Raw genomic sequence first — 20,746 nt, 5'->3', positions numbered from 1 at the left:
GTCGGGACGCGTACGTCCCGACCGGCGCCGCCTTTCGTGCTGATGCTTTCGTGTGCGTGCGGCTACGCGCCCGCGCAGTTCGGGCACACCCCGCGGTACGTCACCTCGACCGCCGAGACCACGAAGCCGAAGCGCTCGCCGTCCGGCAGGTCGGCCAGCGGGTCGCCCGCCGGGTGCACGTCGCGGATGGCGCCGCACTGGCCGCAGACCAGGTGCTGGTGGGGCCGATGGGCGTTCGGGTCGTACCGCTTGGCGCGCCGGTCCGTCGAGACTTCCAGGACCTCGCCGAGGCTCACGAGCTCGCCCAAGGTGTTGTAGACCGTGGCTCGAGAGATCTCGGGCAGTTTCGTCACGGCGCGCGCGTGCACCTCGTCCGCCGTCAGGTGGACGTGGTCGCCATCGAGCACTTCGGCGACGACGCGCCGCTGTGCCGTCATGCGCCAGCCGCGTCCGCGAAGTCGTTCCAGCAAGCGGTCACTCATGGGCGCCAGCCTAACAGCGAGGGCGATTCGGTGTAGATCCCGAACCGGTGCGGAATTGGATTCTTGCTTGACTTAGACAATGTCCATTGTAGGATCGGTTACGGCAAGCACCAAGGACAGGACAGCAGTGATGACGCAGGAGGCGCACGTGACGCAGGGACCGCTCACCACGGAGGCCGGGGCTCCGGTCGCCGACAACCAGAACAGTGAGACCGCCGGCATCGGCGGACCGGTTCTCGTCCAGGACCAGCTCCTCCTGGAGAAGCTCGCCCACTTCAACCGCGAGCGCATCCCGGAGCGCGTGGTGCACGCCCGCGGCGCCGGCGCCTACGGCACGTTCACCCTCACCCGTGACGTCTCCCGGTGGACCCGGGCGAAGTTCCTCTCCGAGGTCGGCAAGGAGACGGAGACCTTCCTGCGGTTCTCCACCGTCGCGGACAGCCTCGGCGGCGCCGACGCCCGTCGTGACCCCCGCGGCTGGGCGCTGAAGTTCTACACCGAAGAGGGCAACTACGACCTCGTCGGCAACAACACCCCGGTCTTCTTCATCCGGGACGCCATCAAGTTCCCCGACTTCATCCACACCCAGAAGCGCGACCCGTACACGGGCTCGCAGGAGCCGGACAACGTCTGGGACTTCTGGGGCCTGTCGCCCGAGTCGACGCACCAGGTGACCTGGCTGTTCGGTGACCGCGGCATCCCGGCGTCCTACCGCCACATGAACGGCTACGGCTCGCACACGTTCCAGTGGAACAACGAGGCCGGCGAGGTCTTCTGGGTCAAGTACCACTTCAAGACCGACCAGGGGATCAAGAACCTCACCCAGGCCGAGGCCAACGCCCTCGCCGGTGACGACCCGGACTCCCACCAGCGCGACCTGCGCCAGTCGATCGAGCGCGGCGACTTCCCGTCCTGGACCGTCCAGGTCCAGATCATGCCGGCGGCCGAGGCGGCCGAGTACCGCTTCAACCCGTTCGACCTCACCAAGGTGTGGCCGCACGAGGACTACCCGCCGATCGAGATCGGCAAGCTGGAGCTCAACCGCAACCCGGAGAACGTCTTCGCCGAGGTCGAGCAGTCGATCTTCAGCCCGGCGCACTTCGTCCCCGGCATCGGTCCCTCCCCGGACAAGATGCTCCAGGGCCGTCTCTTCGCGTACGGCGACGCCCACCGCTACCGCGTCGGCATCAACGCCGACCACCTGCCGGTGAACCGTCCGCACGCCACCGAGGCGCGCACCAACTCCCGGGACGGCGCCCTGTACGACGGCCGCCACAAGGGTGGCAAGAACTACGAGCCCAACAGCTTCGGCGGGCCCTTCCAGACGGACCGGCCGCTGTGGCAGTCCACCCCGGTCACGGGCGGCACGGGCAACCACGCCACCCCCTCGCACTCCGAGGACGACGACTTCGTCCAGGCGGGCAACCTCTACCGCCTGTACTCGGAGGACGAGAAGACCCGTCTGATCGAGAACCTCTCCGGCTTCATCGCCAAGGTCTCGCGCGACGACATCGCCGAGCGGGCCATCAACAACTTCCGCCAGGCGGACGGTGACTTCGGCAAGCGGCTGGAAGCCGCGGTCCAGGCCCTTCGCGGCTGATCGGTCCGCTCGCCGTAGCAGGCCGCCGGGCCGGAACCCCCAGTCGGGGGCTCCGGCCCGGCGGCCGTTTTCGGGTGCGGGCACGGGGCCGCGCGTACCGGTGCTCGGGCGGGCGGGGGCTAGGCGGGGACCGTAGGACGCGCCGGCGCCCAACAGCGGACGACGTCGCGGACGGACACGATGCCCACCGGGCCGCCGTCCTCCAGCACGATCAGATGACGGAAGCCGCCGTGGACCATGGCCTCTGCGGCTTCCCGCAAGGTGGCGTCCGGGGTGCAGAAGACCACGTTGTTGGTGGTGTGGGCGCCCACGGACTCGCGATCGGGATCGTGCCCCGCGCCGAGGGAGTTGAGGATGTCGCGCTCGGTCAGGATGCCTATGCCGCTGTGGTCGGGATCGAGGACGACGGCCGCGCCGACGCGCCGGCCGGACATCAGGCAGGCCGCCTGACGCAGGGTGTGCGCGGGTCCGAGGGTGAGGATCACGGTGCTCATGGCGTCACGGACGAGCATGGAGAGAGCCACCTCCTGGGGTGAGCCCCCGCTTGGGTGGGTGCGTCGGCGCGGCACTCCTTCGAGAAATGCTTCACAAGCGCACAAGCGGGGGGATCCTCAGATTCCCACGAGGCCGGAGGCTCAACAAGGGGGCGTGCCCGGCGTACTCACCGGCGCGCGGCGCGGTCGGTCCGGCGCCGCGCGTTCGGCGCCGCGCGTTCGGGGTGGGGGTGCCGGGCGCCGCGGGTCAGGCGCGCGGCCGGAGCAGGTCCAGCATCTCCTCGTGCAGCAGGCCGTTGGAGGCGGCGGCGTTCCCGCCGTGCACCCCGTCCGTCCCGTCCAGGTCGGTGAAGCGGCCGCCCGCCTCCTGGACCACGACCGCCAGCGCGGCCATGTCCCACAGGCTCAGCTCGGGTTCGGCGCACAGGTCCAGCGAACCCTCGGCGACCATCATGTACGGCCAGAAGTCGCCGTAGCCGCGGGTGCGCCAGCACGCGCGGGTCAGGTCCAGGAAGCCGGGGAGCCGGCCCTGCTCCTCCCAGCCGCCCAGCGAGGAGTACGCGAACGAGGCGTCGCCCAGGGTCGCCACCTTCGACACCCCCAGGGGCGTGGTGTCGCCGAGGGCGCCGCCCGTGAAGGCCCCCGAGCCCTGGGCGGCCCACCAGCGGCGGCCCAGCGCGGGGGCGGAGACCACGCCGACGACCGGCCGGAACACCCCGTCGGCGTCCTCGGTCATGAGGGAGATCAGCGTCGCCCACACGGGGACCCCGCGCACGTAGTTCTTCGTACCGTCGATCGGGTCGACGACCCAGCGGCGCGGGCCCTCGCCCTTGAGGCCGTACTCCTCGCCCAGGATCGCGTCGGAGGGCCGCGCGGCCAGGATGCCGGCCCGGACGATCTCCTCGGTGGCGGTGTCCGCCTCGCTCACCGGGGTCATGTCGGGCTTCGTCTCGACCGCCAGATCGAGGGCGCGGAAGCGCCGCATCGTGGCGACGTCGGCGGCGTCGGCGAGCTCAAGGGCAAGGCGCAGGTCATCGTCATACTCGGGCATGTCCGAACAGTATCGACACTCCCGCGGACCGGCGAACGGGTCCCACGGTGCGGCCGGGAGGCGCCCTTGACAGAACCTGTCGCTCCGTCAACTCTGGCGGGGAAGCCTATCGGGGGGAGCGGGCGATGCCTGCGGCGCGCGAGTCCTTGCTGCGAGCGGCGGAAGCCGCCCTGTCCGCCCAGCCCTGGCCCGCCGTGCGGATGACCGAGGTGGCGGCCGTCGCCGGGGTGTCCCGGCAGACCCTCTACAACGAGTTCGGCGGGAAAGCCGGCCTCGGCCGGGCGCTGGTGCGCCGCGCCGCCGACCGGTACCTCGACGGCGTGGACCGGGCCCTGCGCCCCGAGGCCCTGATCCCCGGGACAGCCCGGGGGTCGGCCTGCGCCGCCGAACGGCTCGCCGCCGTCGCCGAGTGGACCGTACGGGAGGCCCGGGCGCAACCCCTCGTACGGGCCCTGCTGACCGGGTGCTGGGACGGGGCGTTGCCCTCGCCGCCCACGATGGGGTTACGGCCGGGGCAGGCGGCGCCCGGCCCCGCGGAGCTGGTCCGCGCCGTCAGCGAGCGGGCCGCGACCGCGCTCGCGCCGGAACCGGCGCAACGCTGCGAGCTCGTCGTACGGCTCGCGCTCTCCTACGTCCTCGCGCCCGGCGCGGACGACGCCGGCCCCGGCCGGCTGCTGCGGCTCACGGGGGCGGGGCCCGCCGGGGCGGCGGTCGGAGGAGCGGCGGTCGGAGGGGCCGCCCTCAGTGGGCCGAACCGGACAGCTGGAGTCCGATGACGCCCAGGATGACCAGCGAGATCGAGACGAGCTTCAGGGTGGAGACCAGGTCGCCCAGGAAGACCATGCCGTAGATCGCGGTACCGGCCGCGCCGATCCCCGTCCACACCGCGTACGCCGGCCCCACGTCCAGCTTCTTGAGCGCGAGCGTCAACAGTCCGAAGCTGCCGAGCGCGAAGCACGCGAACGCGACGGTGGGCCACAGGCGGGTGAACCCGTGGGACAGCTTGAGGCAGACCGCGAAACCGGTCTCCAGGAGTCCGGCGACCACGACCAACAGCCACGCCATGGCTTGTGCCTCCCCGCGTCAGGTGACGTCGTGTCACTTGGTGCGATGAGCATTTATCCCGATGTGACCTCGGGTAAACCCGGGCCCGCCCCGCCGCACGGCCCCGCGGCCGCGGTCAGTCGCCCTCGCGCCGCTCCCGCGTCTGCAACAGGCGGCGCAGCGAGTACAGCCGCGCCGGGTCGGCGTGGCCCTTCTCCACCCAGGCGTCGAGCGCGCAGTCCTGCTCGTCGTGGCTGCACGCCCGCGGGCACTCCTCCGTCCCCGGCACCAGGTCCGGGAAGGCCAGGATCACCCGGGAGGGGTCCACGTGGTGCAGGCCGAAGGAGCGCACGCCGGGGGTGTCGATGACCCAGCCGTCGCCGGAGGGCAGCGGCAGGGCCAGCGCGGAGGTCGTGGTGTGCCGGCCGCGGCCGGTGACCGCGTTGACGTGGCCGGTGGCGCGCTGGCGGCCCTCGGCCACCAGCGAGTTGACCAGCGTGGTCTTGCCGACGCCCGAATGCCCGACGAAGGCGGTGATCCGGCCGTTCAGCCGCTCGCGCACCCGCTCGGCCGCGTCGCCCGTCGCCAGCTCCTCGCGGTTGGTGACGACGTAGTTCAGGCCGAAGGTCGAGTAGATCTCCAGGATCTTGTCGGCGGAGGTCAGGTCGGACTTGGTGAGGACGAGCAGCGGCTCCAGCCCCGCGTCGTACGCGGCCACCAGGCAGCGGTCGATCATCCGGGGTCGGGGCTCCGGATCGGCCAGGGCCGTGACGATGGCCAGCTGGTCGGCGTTGGCGACGACCACCCGTTCGTACGGGTCGTCGTCGTCCGCGGTGCGCCGCAGGACCGACTTGCGCTCCTCGATCCGCACGATCCGGGCCAGGGTGTCCTTGTTGCCGGTCAGGTCGCCGACGATCCAGACCCGGTCACCCACCACCGCGGCCTTGCGGCCGAGCTCGCGCGACTTCATGGCGTGAACGGTCCGGTCCTCGACCAGACAGGTCAGCCTGCCGCGGTCGACGGTCAGGACGAAGCCCTCCGAGGCGTCCTCGTGCTTGGGCCGGATGTTCGTCCGCGGCCGGTTGCCCTTGGGGTTCGGGCGCTGGCGGATGTCGTCCTCGTCGGTGTGCTTGCCGTACCTGCGCATGACGGGCCCTACGCTCCCGCTCCCGGCGCTTCGCCGAGCATGTCCGCCCACATCGCCGGGAAGTCCGGGAGGGTCTTCGCGGTCGTCGCCACGTTCTCGATCTCCACGCCCTTCACCGCGAGGCCGATCACCGCGCCCGCGGTGGCCATGCGGTGGTCGTCATAGGTGTGGAAGACGCCGCCGTGCAGCGGGCGGGGCCGGATGTGCAGGCCGTCGGCGGTCTCGGTGACGTCGCCGCCGAGCCCGTTGATCTCCGCCGTCAGGGCGGCCAGGCGGTCCGTCTCGTGCAGCCGCAGGTGCTGGACGCCGCGCAGGATCGACTCCGAGTCGGCCAGCGCGGCGACCGCCGCGATGCCGGGGGTCAGCTCGCCGACCTCGCCGAGGTCGACGTCGATGCCGTGGATCCTGCCGGAGCCGGTGAAGACCAGGCCCGCGTCGGTCAGCTCGCAGGAGCCGCCCATCTCGGTGAAGATCCGGCGCAGCGCGTCACCGGGCTGGGTGGTGCGGCGCGGCCAGTCCGGGATGGTGACCGTACCGCCCGTGATCAGCGCCGCCGCCATGAACGGCTGGGCGTTGGACAGGTCCGGCTCGACGACCATGTCGCGGCCGAGCAGCGCGCCGGGCGTGACCCGCCACACGTTCTTCTCGCCCCCGGCCTCAGGGGTGTCGACCTGGGCGCCGGCCGCGCGCAGCATCTCCACCGTCATCCGGATGTGCGGCATCGACGGCAGCGTCGAGCCGGTGTGCCGGACCTCGACGCCCTGGTTGAAGCGCGGGGCGGAGAGCAGCAGCGCGGAGACGAACTGGGAGGAGTTGGAGGCGTCGATCTCGACCGTGCCGCCCTCCAGGGCCCCACCGCCCTGGACGGTCATGGGCAGCGCGCCCCGGCCGTCGTCGTCGATCCGGGCGCCGAGGGCGCGCAGGGCGTTGATGACCTCGCCGAGGGGACGCTCGTAGGACCGCGGGTCGCCGTCGAAGCGGATGTCGCCGGTGGCCAGGGTGGCGACGGGCGGCAGGAAGCGCATGACCGTGCCCGCGTTGCCGACGTCGACGGTGGCCGGGCCGTGCAGGCCGGCGGGGATGATCCGCCAGGCCTCGCCGCTGTCCCCGTCGGCGGAGCTGGAGGCGACGGTCTCCTCGATGCCGACGCCGAGCGCGCGCAGCGCGTCCGACATCAGCCGGGAGTCGCGCGAGCGCAGCGGACGGCGGACCCAGCCGGGTTCGGCGGCGAGGGAGGCGAGCACGAGCGCGCGGTTGGTGACCGATTTGGAACCCGGCACGGTGACGGTGGCGTGGACGGCCCCGTCCGCTAGGGGGGCGGGCCAGAGGGCGTGGAGCGAGGGGGTCTCGGTCATGGCCTCCACTTTAGTGGCTTCCCCGGACCCCGGATCTTGATCGCTGCGCCGTCTCAGAGGCCGAGAAGTCGGGTTCCGCCCCCGACGAGCGAGGACAGCGCGACGACGTGGAAGAACAGCAGCCACACGACGGGGTGCACGTGGGTGAGCCGCCCCAGCTGGTCGGCGTCGGAGTCGGGGGCCCCGCCGTGCCGGCGCTTGGCCTGGAGCTCGAAGACCGGTCGGACGCCACCCAGCAGCAGGAACCACACCACCGCGTACGCGAACACCGCCTGCACCTCGGACGGCGCGAACCAGGACACCAGGACGAAGACGGCGCCGGTCAGCACCACCGTCAGCACCCCGTACGCGTTGCGGATCATGATCAGCATCACGACCAGCAGGGCGGTGGCCAGCCACAGCAGCAGCGTGATCCGGTGCGCCGAGAGCAGCACGGCCCCGCCGAGGCCCAGCAGGGACGACGCCGTGTACCCGGCGGCGGCCGTCAGGATCATGCCGAGTCCGTAGGGCTTGCCGCGGCTGACGGTGACCCCGCTGGTGTCGGAGTGCAGGGTGATCCCGTCGAGCCGACGTCCGGACAGCAGGGCGATCAGGCCGTGGCCGCCCTCGTGCGCGATGGTGACCGCGTTGCGGGCGACCCGCCACACCGGCCGGACGGCGACCACGGCCAGCGCGACCAGGCCCGCGGCGACCACCAGCCGCCAATCCGGCTCCGTCTGTATCCCGGTGAGGCGGTCCCAGATGCCGGCTGTCGTGGTGCTGTCCATGAAGTGGCGAACTCCTTGCGGTGGTGGGCGGGTGCCATGGCAGTGTGTCAGCCATGTGCGGAAGGTTTGCGGCGAGTCGTACGCCCGAGGAGTTGGCGGGGATATTCGGCGTCGAGCGGTGGGAGCCGAGCGAGACGTTGGCACCCGACTGGAACGTGGCTCCGACCAAGGAGGTCCACGTCGTCCTCGACCGTCCCCTCAAGGACGCGGCGGATCCGCGTCCGGTTCGCCAGCTGCGGAGCCTGAAGTGGGGGCTCGTGCCGTCCTGGGCCAAGAGCCCCGAGGGCGCCGCCCGGATGATCAACGCGCGGTCGGAGACCCTGCACGAGAAGCCGTCCTTCCGCCGCCCCTTCGCGCAGCGCCGCTGCATCGTCCCCGCCGACGGCTACTACGAGTGGGTCACCGCCCACGACGAACGGCAGCTGGAGGTGGAGGGTAGGAAGAAGCGGGCGCGCAAGCAGCCGTACTTCGTGCTCCCCACCGACGGCTCGGTCTTCGCGATGGCCGGCCTCTACGACTTCTGGCGCGACCGGACCCTGCCCGACGAGCACCCCCTGGCCTGGTGGGTGACCTGCTCGGTGATCACCGCGGAGGCCGAGACGGGCCCGCTGGGCGTGGCGCCGGCCGAGGGGCCGAAGTCGCTGTCCGACATCCACCCGCGGATGCCGCTGATGCTCACCCCGGACCGCTGGGACGCCTGGCTGGACCCGGCCCGCGGCGACGAGGCCGAGCTGCGGGACCTGCTGACGCCGCCACCGGGCGGGCTGATGCGGGCCTACCCGGTGTCCACCGCCGTCAGCAACGTCCGCAACAACGGGCCGGAACTGCGGGGCGAGCTCGCGGCGCCGGAGGAGGGCACGCTCTTCTGACCCGGCGGGAGCGGGCGGGACCGACCGGCTCCGACTCCGGCTCCGGCTCCGGCTCCGACGCCGGCTCGGGCTCCGGCTCCGCCCCGACGCGGCCCGGCCCCGCCCGGCCCGGCTCGACGGCCGCGACCCGGCATGATCGGCCCCATGACATCGCAGCGCGCCGTGACCACCGAGAGCGTCGACACCCCGGCGGGCGAGGCCCGCATCACCTGGCACCCCGCCCGCGGGGCGCGGCTCGTCCTCGCCGTGAGCCACGGGGCCGGGGGCGGGATCGAGGCCCGCGACCTCCAGGCCCTGGCCGCGGCCCTGCCGCCGCTGGGGGTGAGCGTCGCCCTGGTGGAGCAGCCCTGGCGGGTCGCCGGGAAGAAGGTCGCCGCCGCCCCCAAGGTGCTGGACGAGGGCTGGCGGGGCCTGTGGCCCGCCCTGGCCCGGCCCGGGCTGCCGGTGGTGGCGGGCGGGCGCAGCGCCGGAGCCCGGGTGGCCTGCCGGACCGCCGCCGAGCTGGACGCGGCCGGGGTGCTCGCCCTGGCCTTCCCGCTGCACCCGCCGGGCCGGCCCGAGAAGTCCCGGGCCGCGGAGCTGCTGGGCGCCGACCGGCCCGTCCTGGTGGTGCAGGGCGGCCGGGACCCGTTCGGGAGGCCCGAGGAGTTCCCGGAGCCGGCCGGGCAGGACCCGTACGAACTGGTCGGGGTGCCGTACGGCGACCACGGTTTCGCGGTGCCGAAGAAGGCCGGACCGACGCCGGAGGAGACCCTCGCCGTGATCACCGCGGCGGTGGCCGCGTGGCTCGGCCGGCTCAGTGCGCGGCCATGACCTGACACATGTGGGGGTGATCCCGCTCACCCGCTTCCGCCCGCGCACCGAAAGGGCCGGAAAAGGCGTACGGGGCCCGGGAATGCGGGGCCCCGGGGGCCTGTTGTGGGGAGTGTCGGTACACACGGGAAACACGTCGGAGGAGAGGGACCGCATGGCCCAGGTCATCAGCCAGAACCGTCCGCAGGCCGCTGACCTGGACTGGACCGTTCTGCCCGGCCCCAAGCGCAGTTCGCTTCGGGCGGCGGAGGGCCGGGATGGTCGACTATTCTCCGATTCGAGCGGATCCGCTTTCGGAGCCGCCACGCTGTCGGAGGAGGTGGGTCCTGTCGCTGGGACCGACGAAGGCCAGGCGCAGGAGACTACTCCGGAGCGCAATGCGCGCTTCGAGCGGGACGCCCTCGGCTACCTCGACCAGATGTACTCCGCCGCGCTGCGCATGACGCGCAATCCGGCCGACGCCGAGGACCTGGTCCAGGAGACGTACGCGAAGGCGTACGCGTCCTTCCACCAGTTCCGCGAGGGCACCAACCTCAAGGCGTGGCTGTACCGCATTCTGACCAACACGTTCATCAACTCCTACCGCAAGAAGCAGCGCGAACCGCAGCGCAGTGCGGCGGAGGAGATCGAGGACTGGCAGCTGGCGCGCGCCGAGTCGCACATGTCGACCGGATTGCGTTCGGCGGAATCGCAGGCGCTCGATCACCTGCCCGATTCCGATGTGAAGGAAGCGCTCCAGGCCATTCCGGAGGAGTTCCGCATCGCGGTCTATCTTGCCGACGTAGAAGGCTTTGCGTACAAGGAGATCGCGGACATCATGGGTACACCCATCGGTACGGTCATGTCGCGACTGCACCGTGGCCGCCGTCAACTCCGCGGAATGCTGGAGGACTATGCCCGTGAGCGCGGGCTGGTTCCCGCCGGCGCGGGAGAGTCGAACGACCTGAAAGGCTCGGGCTCATGAGCTGCGGAGAGCCGCACGAGACGGAGTGCGCGGAGGTCCTGGACCATCTCTATGAGTTCCTGGACCACGAGATGCCGGACAGTGACTGCACGAAGTTCGAGACGCACTTCGGCGAGTGCAATCCCTGCTTGGAGAAGTACGGCCTGGAACAGGCCGTCAAGAAGCTGGTGAAGCGCTGCTGCGGTTCGGACGACGTGCCGTCCGATCTGCGGTCCAAGGTGATGGGTCGGATCGAGCTGATCCGCTCGGGCCAGGCCGTCCCCGATCACGACGTCACCGCGGGGCCCGCCCCCGGCTGAAGAACCGCCGGCCCGAACGCCGGCGGCTGAATTGGTCGATGCTTCAACAACCGCCCCCGGAAGGGCACTTCGTTCACCCGAAGGTGCTAATCCGGGGGCGTTCGCACGGCGCAAAGCGCAAAGGGGCCACGCTCCGTTCGGAGGCCGCCCTATTCTCCCCTCCCGGTACCGATGTGATTCCGGTACCCGGCCTGTGCGTCACGGGGGAGGAGAGCGCCATGCGGGTACTACCGCCGGCCGCCCGCGTCTGCGTCCTGTCCGCGGTCCTCGCCGCCCTCGCCTGCGTCGCCCCGGCCGTGACGGACGCCGCCACGCCGTGGGACGTGGTCGCGCCGGCGGCCGCGCTCTACCTCGGCTGCGAACTCGTCCGGATCTGCCCCCTGCCGGGACACCGGGTCCCCGAGGGCATCGGCTCCTTCTTCCCCGTCGTGCTGGCCGCGGTGTTCCTGCTGCCGCCCGCCGCCGCCGCGCTCGTGGCCGTGCCCGGGGGACTCGCGCAGCTGGTGGTCGAGCGGCCCGTCGGGGTGCGGCGGGTGTGGCACGCCGCCCAGCAGGCGCTGGCCGCCTGGGTCGCCGGCCGGCTCTTCGGACTCCTCGGCGGCCGCCGGGCGCTGGGGGCCGCGGCCGGCTCGGGCGGCGGGGGCTCCGGATCCCCGAGCGGCGCCGGAGGCGCCGGCGACCCGGCCGGGTGGCCGGCCGACTTCCCGTACGCGATGCTCCCCGCGACGGCCGCCGCCGTCGCCTTCTGCCTCGTCCTGACCGCCCTCGACGGGATCGTCCTCGCCGCCGCCGAGCGCCGCCCCGTCGGCGCCGCCTGGCGCGGCCTGCTCACCCGCTCCCTCCTGCCGCACTGCGTCCACGGCCTCGCCGGACTGATGATGGCCGTCATGTGGCACAGCCCGTACGGGCTCCCGGCCGCGCTGCTCGTCCTGCTGCCGATGTACATCTCCTGCTGGGTCTTCGCCCAGTACCACCGCGAGCACGCCGCCCACCAGGCCACGATCCGGGCCCTCGTCCAGGCCGTCGACATCAAGGACCGCTACACCCGCGGTCACAGCGAGCGGGTCGGGCAGGCCTCCGCGATGATCGCCCGGGAGCTGGGCATGGCCGGGGACCGGCTGGAGACCGTCCGCATCGCCGGGATCCTGCACGACGTCGGCAAGCTCGGCGTCCCCACCCGATTGCTGCGCAAGGACGGACCGCTGACCCCCGAGGAGCGCCGCGTCATCGAGCTGCACCCGGAGTACGGGCACGAGATGGTGCGCGGCATCGCCTTCCTGGGGGAGGCCCGGTCGGCGATCCTGCACCACCACGAACGGGTCGACGGCACGGGCTACCCGTACGGGCTGAACGGGGAACAGATCCCGGTGCTGGCCCGGGTGGTGGCGGTAGCCGACTCCTTCGACGCGATGACCTCGACCCGTTCCTACAGCCGGGCCCGCCCGGTGCCGGTCGCCCTGGCCGAGCTGGAGCGGTGCGCGGGCTCCCAGTTCGACCCGGCGATGGTCGAGGCCCTGGTGGGCGCCATCGGCCGGCACGGCTGGCATCCGGTGGTCACCTCCGACGACGACCTCCAGGTCATCGGCCCCGCCGCTGCCCCCGGGCTGCCGCCGCAGGGCCGCGAGGGCGGCCCGCCGCGGCCGGACGTCGGGACCGGCGCCGGGGATTCCGGGGCGCGGGGGGCACGGCCCGGGGCGGCCGGGCCCGGCGACGGCGCCGGCGGTCGGGGCGTGCGGTGAGGGCCGCCGGCGTACGGGTGATCCGCGCGGCCGCCGCCCTGGTGGCGCTGGCCGGACTCGCCCACACCCTGTGGAGCGGCGTCGCCGACCCCGGCGTCGCCCTCGCCTTCGCCGTCCTCATCACGGTCGGCGAGCTGGCCCGCCGGCACCCCGGCCCCGCCCCGCGCGCCGGCGGGGGCGGTGAACCGGCCGGGCCGCCGCCGGCGCGCGACCGGCACCCGGCGCCGTTGGGCTCCGCCGGCGCGCTCGCCTACGCCCTGCTCGGCCAGAACGGCGGCCACTCCACCCACCACGGGGCCCTCCAGACCGTCACCGTCGTCGTCGCGGCGGCCCTCGTGGGGATCGTTCCGCACGTCGCCCGCGGTCGCGGGCCGGCCCTGGACCACGTGGCCCGCCGGGTGCTCACCGTCGCCTTCGCCGCCGTCTGCTTCCAGCCGCTCTACAACTCCGGGCGACTGGAGGAGTGGATCGGGCAGGGCCCGTACCTCGTCGCATTCCTGTTGTTCCTGCTCGGCCTCACCGCGCTGTGCGACGCCGTGCTCGCCGCCGCCCTGGCGGCCGCCCGCACCGGCTGGCCGTACGGACCGGTGCTGCGCGACGAGCTGCGCGCCCAGCTCGGCATCGGCTCGGCGATCTGCGCGTCCGGGGTGGTGATGGCCCTCGGCGCGGCCGTGGCGGGCCTGTGGGCGCTGCCCGTGTTCAGCGTGCCGCTGCTGCTCACCCAAATGTCCTTCCACCGGATCACGGCCGTCCGCACCACCTACCGGCAGACGATCACCTCGCTGGCCCGGGCCACCGAGATCGCCGGGTACACCCCGCCCGGCCACGCGCGCCGGGTGGCCGCGCTGAGCCGCTCGGTCGGCCGGGAGCTCGGCCTCTCGGAGCGGGAGCTGACCGTGCTGGAGTACGCCGCCCTGATGCACGACATCGGTCAGCTGTCCCTCGTCGACCCCGTGCCCTCGGGCGCCACCGCCGAGCTGCCCGCCGCCGAGGCCCGCCGGATCGCCGAACTCGGTGGCGAGGTGGCCCGTCGCACGGGGGTCCCCGCCGAGGTGGCGGTGATCGTGGAGCGGCAGGCGGACCCGTACCGGGACCAGCCCGTCGCCGCCCGCATCGTGCGCGCGGTGAACGCGTACGACGACCTCGCCGGCGGGGCCCGTCACCCGGGCGGCTCCCTCGCGGCCCTGGAGCGGCTGCGGCTGGGCACCGGGCACGAGTACGAGCCCGGAGTCGTGGAGTCCTTGGCCCGGGTTCTGGCCAGGGGCGGGCGGAGCCGAGTCGTTTCCGTTCCACCGGGGTAACCCATGGGTAATGAGCGGGCGTCCGAGCGGGCATGGTTGGATGCAGTAGGAGTGTCCGTGAGGGTGTCCGCAAGGCTGCACCGTTGGACCGGCAGGCGGGAATCGTGAGGATCTTCGGGAAGGTACGGCATCGGCCCTCCGCCTCGTGGCGGCAAGCCACCGACCGCGCGTTCACGCTGATCGGTGACGGGCGGTACGAGGACGCGGGCGCGCTCCTGACCAGAGCGGCGGACCTGGAGCCCTGGTTGTCGGAGTCCTGGTTCAACCTGGCCCTGCTGCACAAGTTCCGCCACGACTGGGAGCAGGCACGGGCCGCGGGGCTGCGGGCGGTGGCGCTCCTGGACCGTGAGGCGGGCGCCCCGGACTGGTGGAACGTCGGCATCGCCGCGACCGCGCTCCAGGACTGGCCGCTGGCCCGCCGGGCCTGGCAGGCGTACGGGCTGAAGGTGCCCGGGGACCCGCACAGCAGCGCGGGGACCGGCGAGCCCGTCGGCATGGAGCTGGGCAGCGCCGCGGTGCGGCTGTCGCCCGAGGGCGAGGCCGAGGTCGTGTGGGGCCGCAGGCTCGATCCGGCCCGGATGGAGGTCCTCTCGATCCCGCTGCCCTCCTCGGGGCGGCGCTGGGGCGAGGTCGTCCTGCACGACGGGGTCCCGCACGGCGAGCGGGTCACCGCGGCCGGACCCTCGTACCCCGTCTTCGACGAGATCGAGCTGTGGGCGCCCTCGCCGGTGCCGACCTGGGTGGTGCTGCTCGAAGCGGCCACCGAGGCCGACCGCAACGCGTTGGAGCAGCTGGCCTCGGACGCGGGCTTCGCCGCCGAGGACTGGTCCTCGTCGGTGCGGCTGCTGTGCCGGACGTGTTCGGAGAGCGCGATGCCGAGCGGCGAGGCCGCCGGCGACCACCTGGACCCGCACGACCACAGCGAGCCCGGTCACCCCGGCCCGCTGGGCCACCGCACGGCGGGCTCCGGTCCGCTGTGGGTGCCCGAGCGCGAATGCGGCATCGCCGCGCCGGCCGGCCTGGTGCGCGGGCTCCTGGACGGCTGGGTGGCCGACAGTCCGGACAGCCGGGAGTGGCGGGATCTCGAAGAAGTCTGCTGAGTGCGGGCCGTAGGCTGTACCGGTCACATCGGTGGCTCGGGCGAATCTACGGAAGGCGTACGGCGGACATGGCGCAGCAGGAGAACCAGGTGGTCCCGGTCGACGACGAGGGCTGGGTCGTGGACACCGAGGACTGTGAGGCGCGCGAGCTCGCCCACCGCGAGCGGGGCACGTCCCGCCCGATCACGGTGGTCGGCAACCCGGTGCTGCACCGGGAGTGCAAGGACGTCACCGAGTTCGGCGAGGAACTGGCGCAGCTCATCGACGACATGTTCGCCAGCCAGAAGACCGCCGAGGGCGTGGGCCTGGCCGCGAACCAGATCGGCGTGGACGCGAAGGTCTTCATCTACGACTGCCCGGACGACGACGGCAAGCGCCACACCGGTGTCGTCGTCAACCCGAAGCTCGTCGAGCTGCCGGCCGCGGGCCGCGTGCTGGACGACTCGAACGAGGGCTGCCTGTCCGTCCCGACCGCCTACGCCGCGCTGGCCCGCCCGGACTACGCCGAGGTGACCGGCCAGGACGCGCGGGGCAACCCGATCAAGGTCCGTGGTACCGGCTACTTCGCCCGCTGCCTCCAGCACGAGACCGACCACCTGTACGGGTACCTGTACATCGACCGGCTCTCCAAGCGCGACCGCAAGGACGCCCTGCGCCAGATGGCGGAGAACACCCCGCGCTACGAGGTCGTCCCGAACGACTGATCCGCGCCCCGTTCGGCCGTGAGGGCCCCGCACCGGATGCCGGCGCGGGGCCCTCGTCGTGGGACGGCCGCGCCCGGCACCGCCGGTCGGGCCGCCGTCGCTCAGGCCACCGCGCGCGGCCCCCGGAAGGCGCGGCGGAAGGCGTTCGGGGTGGTGCCGAGGGTGCGCAGGAAGTGGTGGCGCAGGGCGGCCGCGTTGCCGAAGCCGCTGCGGCCGGCGATCGCGTCGACGGTCTCGTCGGAGGACTCCAGCAGCTCCTGCGCGAGCAGCACCCGCTGGCGCAGCACCCACTGGTACGGGGTGGTGCCCGTCTCCTGCTGGAAGCGGCGGGCGAAGGTGCGCGGGGACATGTGCGCGCGCTCCGCGAGCTGCTCGACGGTGATCTCCTCCGCGAGGTGGCGGGCCATCCAGCCGAGCACCTCGCCGACCGTGTCGCAGGAGGTGCGGGGCAGCGGTCTCCGGATGAACTGCGCCTGACCGCCGTCGCGGTGCGGCGGTACGACCATCCGCCGCGCGATCGTGTTGGCGACCTCGGCGCCGTGCTCCTGGCGCAGCACGTGCAGACAGGCGTCGATGCCCGAAGCGGTACCGGCGGCCGTGATCACCGGCCCCTCGTCGACGTAGAGCACGTCCGGGTCGACCAGGGCGCGCGGGAAGCGGCGCGTCAGCGCGGGGGCGTGCATCCAGTGCGTGGTGCAGCGGCGCCCGTCCAGCAGCCCGGCCGCCCCCAGGACGAAGGCCCCGCTGCACACGCTGAGCACCCGCGCCCCCCGGTCCACGGCCCGTCGCAGGGCGTCGAGGAAGGGCTCGGGGTACTCCCGTACGGCCGCCTTCCGGTCGGCGGGCAGGCAGATCAGGTCGGCCTCCTCCAGCCGCTCCAACCCGTACCGCGGCGCGATGGCGAAACCCACGTCCGCCATGGTCAGCGGGCCCTCCTCGGCTGCGCACACGGCGAAGTCGTACACCGGCATTCCCTGCTCGCTCCGGTCGATCCCGAAGACCTCGCAGAAGATCCCGAACTCGAAGGGCGCCACCTCGTCGACGAGCGCCACCGCCACATTCCTCAGCATGGCCCCAGTGTGGCAGTAATTCGCTCTTCGATGACAGTCCTGCCACTGGCCGGGTTCCGTCGACGGGGTGACAGTGGAGACATGAACACGTTCCTGAGCTACCTCGCCGTCCTCGCCGTCGCCGCCCTGCTCCTCGCCCCCAGCCTGTACGGGCTTCTGCGCGAGCGGCGCGTCGACCAGCAGCTGCGGGCCGTGGAGCACCGGGTCGTGTGGCTGCCGCGCCAGAAGGCGGGCGGACGGACACCGGCCCCGGTCCGGCCCGGCCGACGGCCCCTCGTCCGGCGCCGGGGGCGCCTCGCCCACTGAGCGCCGCCGACGCCCTCCCCCCCCCGGAACGCGAAGGAGCCGGGACGCGATCGCCTCGCGTCCCGGCTCCCGTCACAGCGGGGGTGCGCGGCCGTACTAGAAGTCCTCGTCCAGGTCGACCGTGCCCTCGACCGCGACCTGGTAGGCCGACGGGCGGCGCTCGAAGAAGTTCGTCAGCTCCTGGACGCCCTGGAGCTCCATGAACGAGAACGGGTTCTGCGAGCCGTACACCGCGGGGAACCCGAGGCGCACCAGACGCTGGTCCGCGACGCACTCCAGGTACTCGCGCATCGACTCGGTGTTCATGCCCGGCAGACCGTCGCCGCACAGGTCACGACCGAACTGCAGCTCCGCCTCCACGGCCTCCTTCAGCATGTCGGTGACCTGCTGCTGGAGGGCGTCGTCGAAGAGCTCCGGCTCCTCCTTGCGGACGGTGTCCACGACCTCGAAGGCGAAGTTCATGTGCATCGTCTCGTCGCGGAACACCCAGTTGGTGCCCGTCGCCAGACCGTGCAGCAGGCCCCGCGAACGGAACCAGTACACGTACGCGAAGGCGCCGTAGAAGAACAGGCCCTCGATGCACGCCGCGAAGCAGATCAGGTTCAGCAGGAAACGACGGCGGTCGGCCCGCGTCTCCAACTGGTCCAGCTTCTCGACCTCGTTGATCCACTTGAAGCAGAACTGCGCCTTCTCGCGGATCGAGGGGATCTCCTCGACCGCGTCGAACGCGGCGGCGCGGTCGTCCGGGTCGGGCAGGTAGGTGTCGAGCAGCGTCAGGTAGAACTGGACGTGCACGGCCTCCTCGAACAGCTGGCGCGACAGGTACAGCCGCGCCTCCGGGGAGTTGATGTGCTTGTACAGCGTCAGCACGAGGTTGTTCGAGACGATCGAGTCGCCCGTCGCGAAGAACGCGACCAGCCGGCCGATCATGTGCTGCTCACCGGGCGTCAGCTTCGCGAGGTCCGCGACGTCCGAGTGGAGGTCGACCTCCTCGACGGTCCAGGTGTTCTTGATCGCGTCCCGGTAGCGCTCGTAGAAGTCCGGGTAGCGCATCGGGCGGAGCGTCAGCTCGAAGCCCGGGTCCAGCAGGTTCTTCTTCTTGTCGGTGGTGCTCACTGGCAGGCCTCGCACGATTCGGGGTTCTCAAGGGAGCAGGCCAGCGCCTCCGCGTCGGTCACGGCCTGCGGGAGCGCCGCGGGGGCGGCGGCCTGCGCGGCGCGGGCGATCTTCGTCGCCGGGCGCGAGCGCAGGTAGTACGTGGTCTTCAGGCCCTGCTTCCAGGCGTACGAGTACATCGAGCTGAGCTTGCCGATGGTCGGCGTCTCCAGGAACAGGTTCAGCGACTGGGACTGGTCGAGGAACGGCGTACGGGCGGCCGCCATGTCGATCAGCCCGCGCTGCGGGATCTCCCACGCGGTCCGGTACAGCTCGCGCACCTCGGCCGGGATCCAGCCGAAGCCCTGCACGGAGCCGCTGGACTCGCGCAGCGCCTCGCGGGTCTGCGCGTCCCACACGCCGAGCCGCTTCAGCTCGCTCACCAGGTACGCGTTGACCTGGAGGAACTCACCGCTGAGGGTCTCGCGCTTGAACAGGTTGGAGACCTGCGGCTCGATGCATTCGTACACGCCCGCGATCGAGGCGATCGTCGCCGTGGGCGCGATGGCCAGGAGCAGCGAGTTGCGCATGCCGGTCTTCGCGACGCGGGCGCGCAGGGCGTCCCAGCGCTCGGGCCAGTTCAGCTCGACGTCGTAGTGGTCCGGGTGCAGGACACCGCGGGCGGTACGGGTCTTCTCCCAGGCCGGGAGCGGGCCGCTGCGCTCGGCGAGGTCGCAGGAGGCCTCGTACGCGGCGAGCATGATGCGCTCGGAGAGCTTCGTGGACAGCGCCTTCGCCTCGGGGGAGTCGAAGGGCAGCTTCAGCTGGAAGAAGACGTCCTGGAGGCCCATCGCGCCCAGACCCACCGGACGCCAGCGGGCGTTGGAGCGCCCGGCCTGCTCGGTCGGGTAGAAGTTGATGTCCACCACGCGGTCGAGGAAGGTCACGGCCGTGCGGACGGTCTCGTCCAGGCGCTCCCAGTCGATCTCCCCGCCGTCGGCCCCCCGCACGACGAAGGCGCCCATGTTGATCGAGCCGAGGTTGCAGACGGCCGTCTCGCTGTCGTCGGTGACCTCGATGATCTCGGTGCACAGGTTCGAGGAGTGGACGACCGAGCCCGGCTCGGCGGTCTGGTTCGCCGTGCGGTTGGAGGCGTCCTTGAAGGTCATCCAGCCCTGGCCGGTCTGCGCGAGGGTGCGCATCATCCGGCCGTACAGGTCGCGGGCGGGCATGGTCTTGCGGGCCAGGCCGTCCGCCTCGGCCTTGCGGTAGGCGGCGTCGAAGGCGTCGCCCCACAGGTCCACGAGTTCGGGGACGTCGGCGGGGGAGAACAGCGACCACTGGCCGTCGGAGTTCACCCGGCGCATGAACTCGTCCGGCACCCAGTGCGCGAGGTTCAGGTTGTGCGTGCGGCGCTGGTCCTCACCGGTGTTGTCGCGCAGCTCCAGGAACTCCTCGATGTCCGCGTGCCAGGTCTCCAGGTAGACGGCGGCGGCGCCCTTGCGCCGGCCGCCCTGGTTCACCGCGGCGACGGAGGCGTCGAGGGTCTTCAGGAACGGGACGATGCCGTTGGAGTGGCCGTTGGTGCCGCGGATCAGGGAACCGCGGGCGCGGATGCGGGAGTACGACAGGCCGATGCCGCCGGCGTGCTTGGACAGGCGGGCGACCTGGTGGTAGCGGTCGTAGATCGAGTCCAGCTCGTCCAGCGGGGAGTCCAGCAGGTAGCAGGAGGACATCTGCGGGTGCCGGGTGCCGGAGTTGAAGAGCGTGGGGGAGGACGGCAGGTAGTCGAGGCGGCTCATCAGCCGGTAGAGCGAGGCCACTTCCTCGACGGCCTGGACGCTGTCGTCCGCGGCGAGGCCGCAGGCGACGCGCAGCATGAAGTACTGCGGGGTCTCGATGACCTGGCGGGTGATCGGGTGGCGCAGCAGGTAGCGGCTGTGCAGGGTGCGCAGGCCGAAGAAGCCGAAGCGGTCGTCGGCGCCTTCGGCGAGGGCGTGTTCGACCAGCGAGTTCAGCCGGGCGGCGTGGGCCGCGACGAACGCGGCCGTGCGGTCGGCGATCAGGCCCTCGCGGTGGCCGACGGCGACGGACCCGGCGAACGAGGAGGAGCCCTGGCCCGCGGCCTCGTCGGCGACGGCGAGGGTCAACAGCCGGGCGGCGAGGCGGGAGTACGCCGGGTCCTCGGAGATCAGACCGGCCGCGGCCTCGGTGGCCAGCCCGCGCAGTTCGGCCTCGTCGGCGACGGAGCTGCGGCCGCGCAGGGCGGCGGCGGCGACCCGGCCGGGGTCCGTGTCGGGCAGGTCGGCGGTGAGTTCGGTGAGGGTGCGCAGCAGTGCGGTCCCCGGGCCCTCGGGCGCGAGCGCGGCCTCGTTGGCGGACTGGGCGGACTCGGCGCGCGGTGCGGCGGGCGCGATGGTCACGGGGGGAGCTCTCCCTCACTCGGCCCGGTCTTCGACGGGGCGGGGAGAGCGGGCGCACGCGGGAAGGCCACGCACCGGCCCGGACAGGGCAGGCGGTACGTGCACCGCGTGGCGTCCACCGGC

At 72.5% G+C, this 20,746-nt stretch carries 21 protein-coding genes; 11 read left to right on the top strand and 10 right to left on the bottom strand.

Annotation, left to right across the window (positions count from 1 at the left end):
- Positions 1 to 62 precede the first annotated feature (62 nt).
- Entirely contained in the window at positions 63 to 482 is a 420-nt protein-coding gene (locus tag AB0D46_RS25775) for a Fur family transcriptional regulator (RefSeq protein WP_362880732.1), read from the bottom strand.
- A gap of 130 nt (positions 483 to 612) precedes the next feature.
- Between AB0D46_RS25775 and AB0D46_RS25770 the strand changes: the two genes are divergently transcribed.
- Positions 613 to 2,082: a catalase gene (locus AB0D46_RS25770; protein WP_362880730.1), complete on the top strand. Its 1,470-nt coding sequence runs from the start codon at positions 613 to 615 to the stop codon at positions 2,080 to 2,082.
- A gap of 119 nt (positions 2,083 to 2,201) precedes the next feature.
- Here the strand turns inward: AB0D46_RS25770 and AB0D46_RS25765 are convergent, their stop codons facing one another.
- Positions 2,202 to 2,594, bottom strand: a complete 393-nt coding sequence (locus AB0D46_RS25765) for a CBS domain-containing protein (protein ID WP_362880728.1) — start codon at positions 2,592 to 2,594, stop codon at positions 2,202 to 2,204.
- A 229-nt stretch (positions 2,595 to 2,823) separates the two neighbouring features.
- Complete coding sequence (hisN, locus tag AB0D46_RS25760; RefSeq protein ID WP_362880727.1) at positions 2,824 to 3,627, bottom strand: histidinol-phosphatase; 804 nt, start codon at positions 3,625 to 3,627, stop codon at positions 2,824 to 2,826.
- A gap of 125 nt (positions 3,628 to 3,752) precedes the next feature.
- Between hisN and AB0D46_RS25755 the strand changes: the two genes are divergently transcribed.
- On the top strand, positions 3,753 to 4,403 hold the full coding sequence (locus AB0D46_RS25755) for a TetR/AcrR family transcriptional regulator (RefSeq protein ID WP_362880725.1): 651 nt from the start codon (positions 3,753 to 3,755) through the stop codon (positions 4,401 to 4,403).
- Here AB0D46_RS25755 and AB0D46_RS25750 read toward each other — a convergent pair.
- The 4 genes from AB0D46_RS25750 to AB0D46_RS25735 all read right to left on the bottom strand — a co-directional run bounded on the left by AB0D46_RS25750 (position 4,369) and on the right by AB0D46_RS25735 (position 7,940).
- Positions 4,369 to 4,692 (bottom strand): multidrug efflux SMR transporter, encoded by a 324-nt coding sequence (locus AB0D46_RS25750; RefSeq protein WP_030011402.1) that lies wholly within the window; start codon positions 4,690 to 4,692, stop codon positions 4,369 to 4,371. The genes AB0D46_RS25755 and AB0D46_RS25750 overlap by 35 nt on opposite strands.
- A 115-nt stretch (positions 4,693 to 4,807) precedes the next feature.
- Positions 4,808 to 5,818: a ribosome small subunit-dependent GTPase A gene (gene rsgA, locus AB0D46_RS25745; RefSeq protein WP_362880724.1), complete on the bottom strand. Its 1,011-nt coding sequence runs from the start codon at positions 5,816 to 5,818 to the stop codon at positions 4,808 to 4,810.
- An 8-nt stretch (positions 5,819 to 5,826) separates the two neighbouring features.
- The gene (gene aroA, locus AB0D46_RS25740) at positions 5,827 to 7,173 is read right to left on the bottom strand and encodes a 3-phosphoshikimate 1-carboxyvinyltransferase (protein ID WP_362880722.1); all 1,347 of its coding nucleotides are present in this window, start codon (positions 7,171 to 7,173) and stop codon (positions 5,827 to 5,829) included.
- A 53-nt stretch (positions 7,174 to 7,226) separates the two neighbouring features.
- A complete protein-coding gene (locus AB0D46_RS25735) occupies positions 7,227 to 7,940 on the bottom strand; it encodes a M50 family metallopeptidase (protein WP_362880720.1) in 714 nt (237 codons plus the stop codon).
- A gap of 53 nt (positions 7,941 to 7,993) precedes the next feature.
- On the opposite strand from AB0D46_RS25735, the gene AB0D46_RS25730 reads away from it, so the two are divergent.
- The 8 genes from AB0D46_RS25730 to def all read left to right on the top strand — a co-directional run bounded on the left by AB0D46_RS25730 (position 7,994) and on the right by def (position 15,729).
- On the top strand, positions 7,994 to 8,809 hold the full coding sequence (locus AB0D46_RS25730; protein ID WP_362880719.1) for an SOS response-associated peptidase: 816 nt from the start codon (positions 7,994 to 7,996) through the stop codon (positions 8,807 to 8,809).
- A gap of 144 nt (positions 8,810 to 8,953) precedes the next feature.
- A complete protein-coding gene (locus AB0D46_RS25725) occupies positions 8,954 to 9,622 on the top strand; it encodes an alpha/beta family hydrolase (RefSeq protein WP_362880717.1) in 669 nt (222 codons plus the stop codon).
- 319 nt (positions 9,623 to 9,941) lie between these two features.
- Complete coding sequence (locus AB0D46_RS25720; protein WP_266576354.1) at positions 9,942 to 10,586, top strand: sigma-70 family RNA polymerase sigma factor; 645 nt, start codon at positions 9,942 to 9,944, stop codon at positions 10,584 to 10,586.
- A complete protein-coding gene (gene rsrA, locus AB0D46_RS25715) occupies positions 10,583 to 10,885 on the top strand; it encodes a mycothiol system anti-sigma-R factor (protein WP_136213975.1) in 303 nt (100 codons plus the stop codon). Before AB0D46_RS25720 ends, rsrA begins: the two co-directional genes overlap by 4 nt.
- 218 nt (positions 10,886 to 11,103) lie before the next feature.
- Positions 11,104 to 12,624 carry an HD-GYP domain-containing protein gene (locus AB0D46_RS25710; RefSeq protein WP_362880716.1) on the top strand — a complete coding sequence of 507 codons (1,521 nt, stop codon included), beginning with the start codon at positions 11,104 to 11,106 and terminating at the stop codon, positions 12,622 to 12,624.
- A complete protein-coding gene (locus tag AB0D46_RS25705) occupies positions 12,621 to 13,925 on the top strand; it encodes an HD domain-containing protein (RefSeq protein WP_362880714.1) in 1,305 nt (434 codons plus the stop codon). Before AB0D46_RS25710 ends, AB0D46_RS25705 begins: the two co-directional genes overlap by 4 nt.
- A gap of 104 nt (positions 13,926 to 14,029) precedes the next feature.
- On the top strand, positions 14,030 to 15,025 hold the full coding sequence (locus AB0D46_RS25700) for a hypothetical protein (protein ID WP_362880713.1): 996 nt from the start codon (positions 14,030 to 14,032) through the stop codon (positions 15,023 to 15,025).
- A gap of 68 nt (positions 15,026 to 15,093) precedes the next feature.
- Entirely contained in the window at positions 15,094 to 15,729 is a 636-nt protein-coding gene (def, locus tag AB0D46_RS25695; RefSeq protein WP_362880711.1) for a peptide deformylase, read from the top strand.
- A 101-nt stretch (positions 15,730 to 15,830) separates the two neighbouring features.
- On the opposite strand, the gene AB0D46_RS25690 is transcribed toward def, so the two are convergent.
- Complete coding sequence (locus AB0D46_RS25690; RefSeq protein WP_362880710.1) at positions 15,831 to 16,799, bottom strand: helix-turn-helix domain-containing protein; 969 nt, start codon at positions 16,797 to 16,799, stop codon at positions 15,831 to 15,833.
- Between the two features lie 81 nt (positions 16,800 to 16,880).
- On the opposite strand from AB0D46_RS25690, the gene AB0D46_RS25685 reads away from it, so the two are divergent.
- Positions 16,881 to 17,105 carry a hypothetical protein gene (locus AB0D46_RS25685; protein ID WP_362880709.1) on the top strand — a complete coding sequence of 75 codons (225 nt, stop codon included), beginning with the start codon at positions 16,881 to 16,883 and terminating at the stop codon, positions 17,103 to 17,105.
- A gap of 96 nt (positions 17,106 to 17,201) precedes the next feature.
- Here AB0D46_RS25685 and AB0D46_RS25680 read toward each other — a convergent pair whose 3' ends face one another.
- A complete protein-coding gene (locus AB0D46_RS25680; protein ID WP_362880708.1) occupies positions 17,202 to 18,221 on the bottom strand; it encodes a ribonucleotide-diphosphate reductase subunit beta in 1,020 nt (339 codons plus the stop codon).
- A complete protein-coding gene (locus AB0D46_RS25675; RefSeq protein ID WP_362880706.1) occupies positions 18,218 to 20,623 on the bottom strand; it encodes a ribonucleoside-diphosphate reductase subunit alpha in 2,406 nt (801 codons plus the stop codon). Before AB0D46_RS25675 ends, AB0D46_RS25680 begins: the two co-directional genes overlap by 4 nt.
- Between the last annotated feature and the right edge of the window lie 123 nt (positions 20,624 to 20,746).

The sequence above is a fragment of the Streptomyces sp. NPDC048383 genome (genome assembly GCF_040651775.1).
GTDB lineage: Bacteria > Actinomycetota > Actinomycetes > Streptomycetales > Streptomycetaceae > Streptomyces.
The sequence above is the reverse complement of the archived record's forward strand: the minus strand, read 5'-3'. Positions and strand labels throughout refer to the sequence as shown.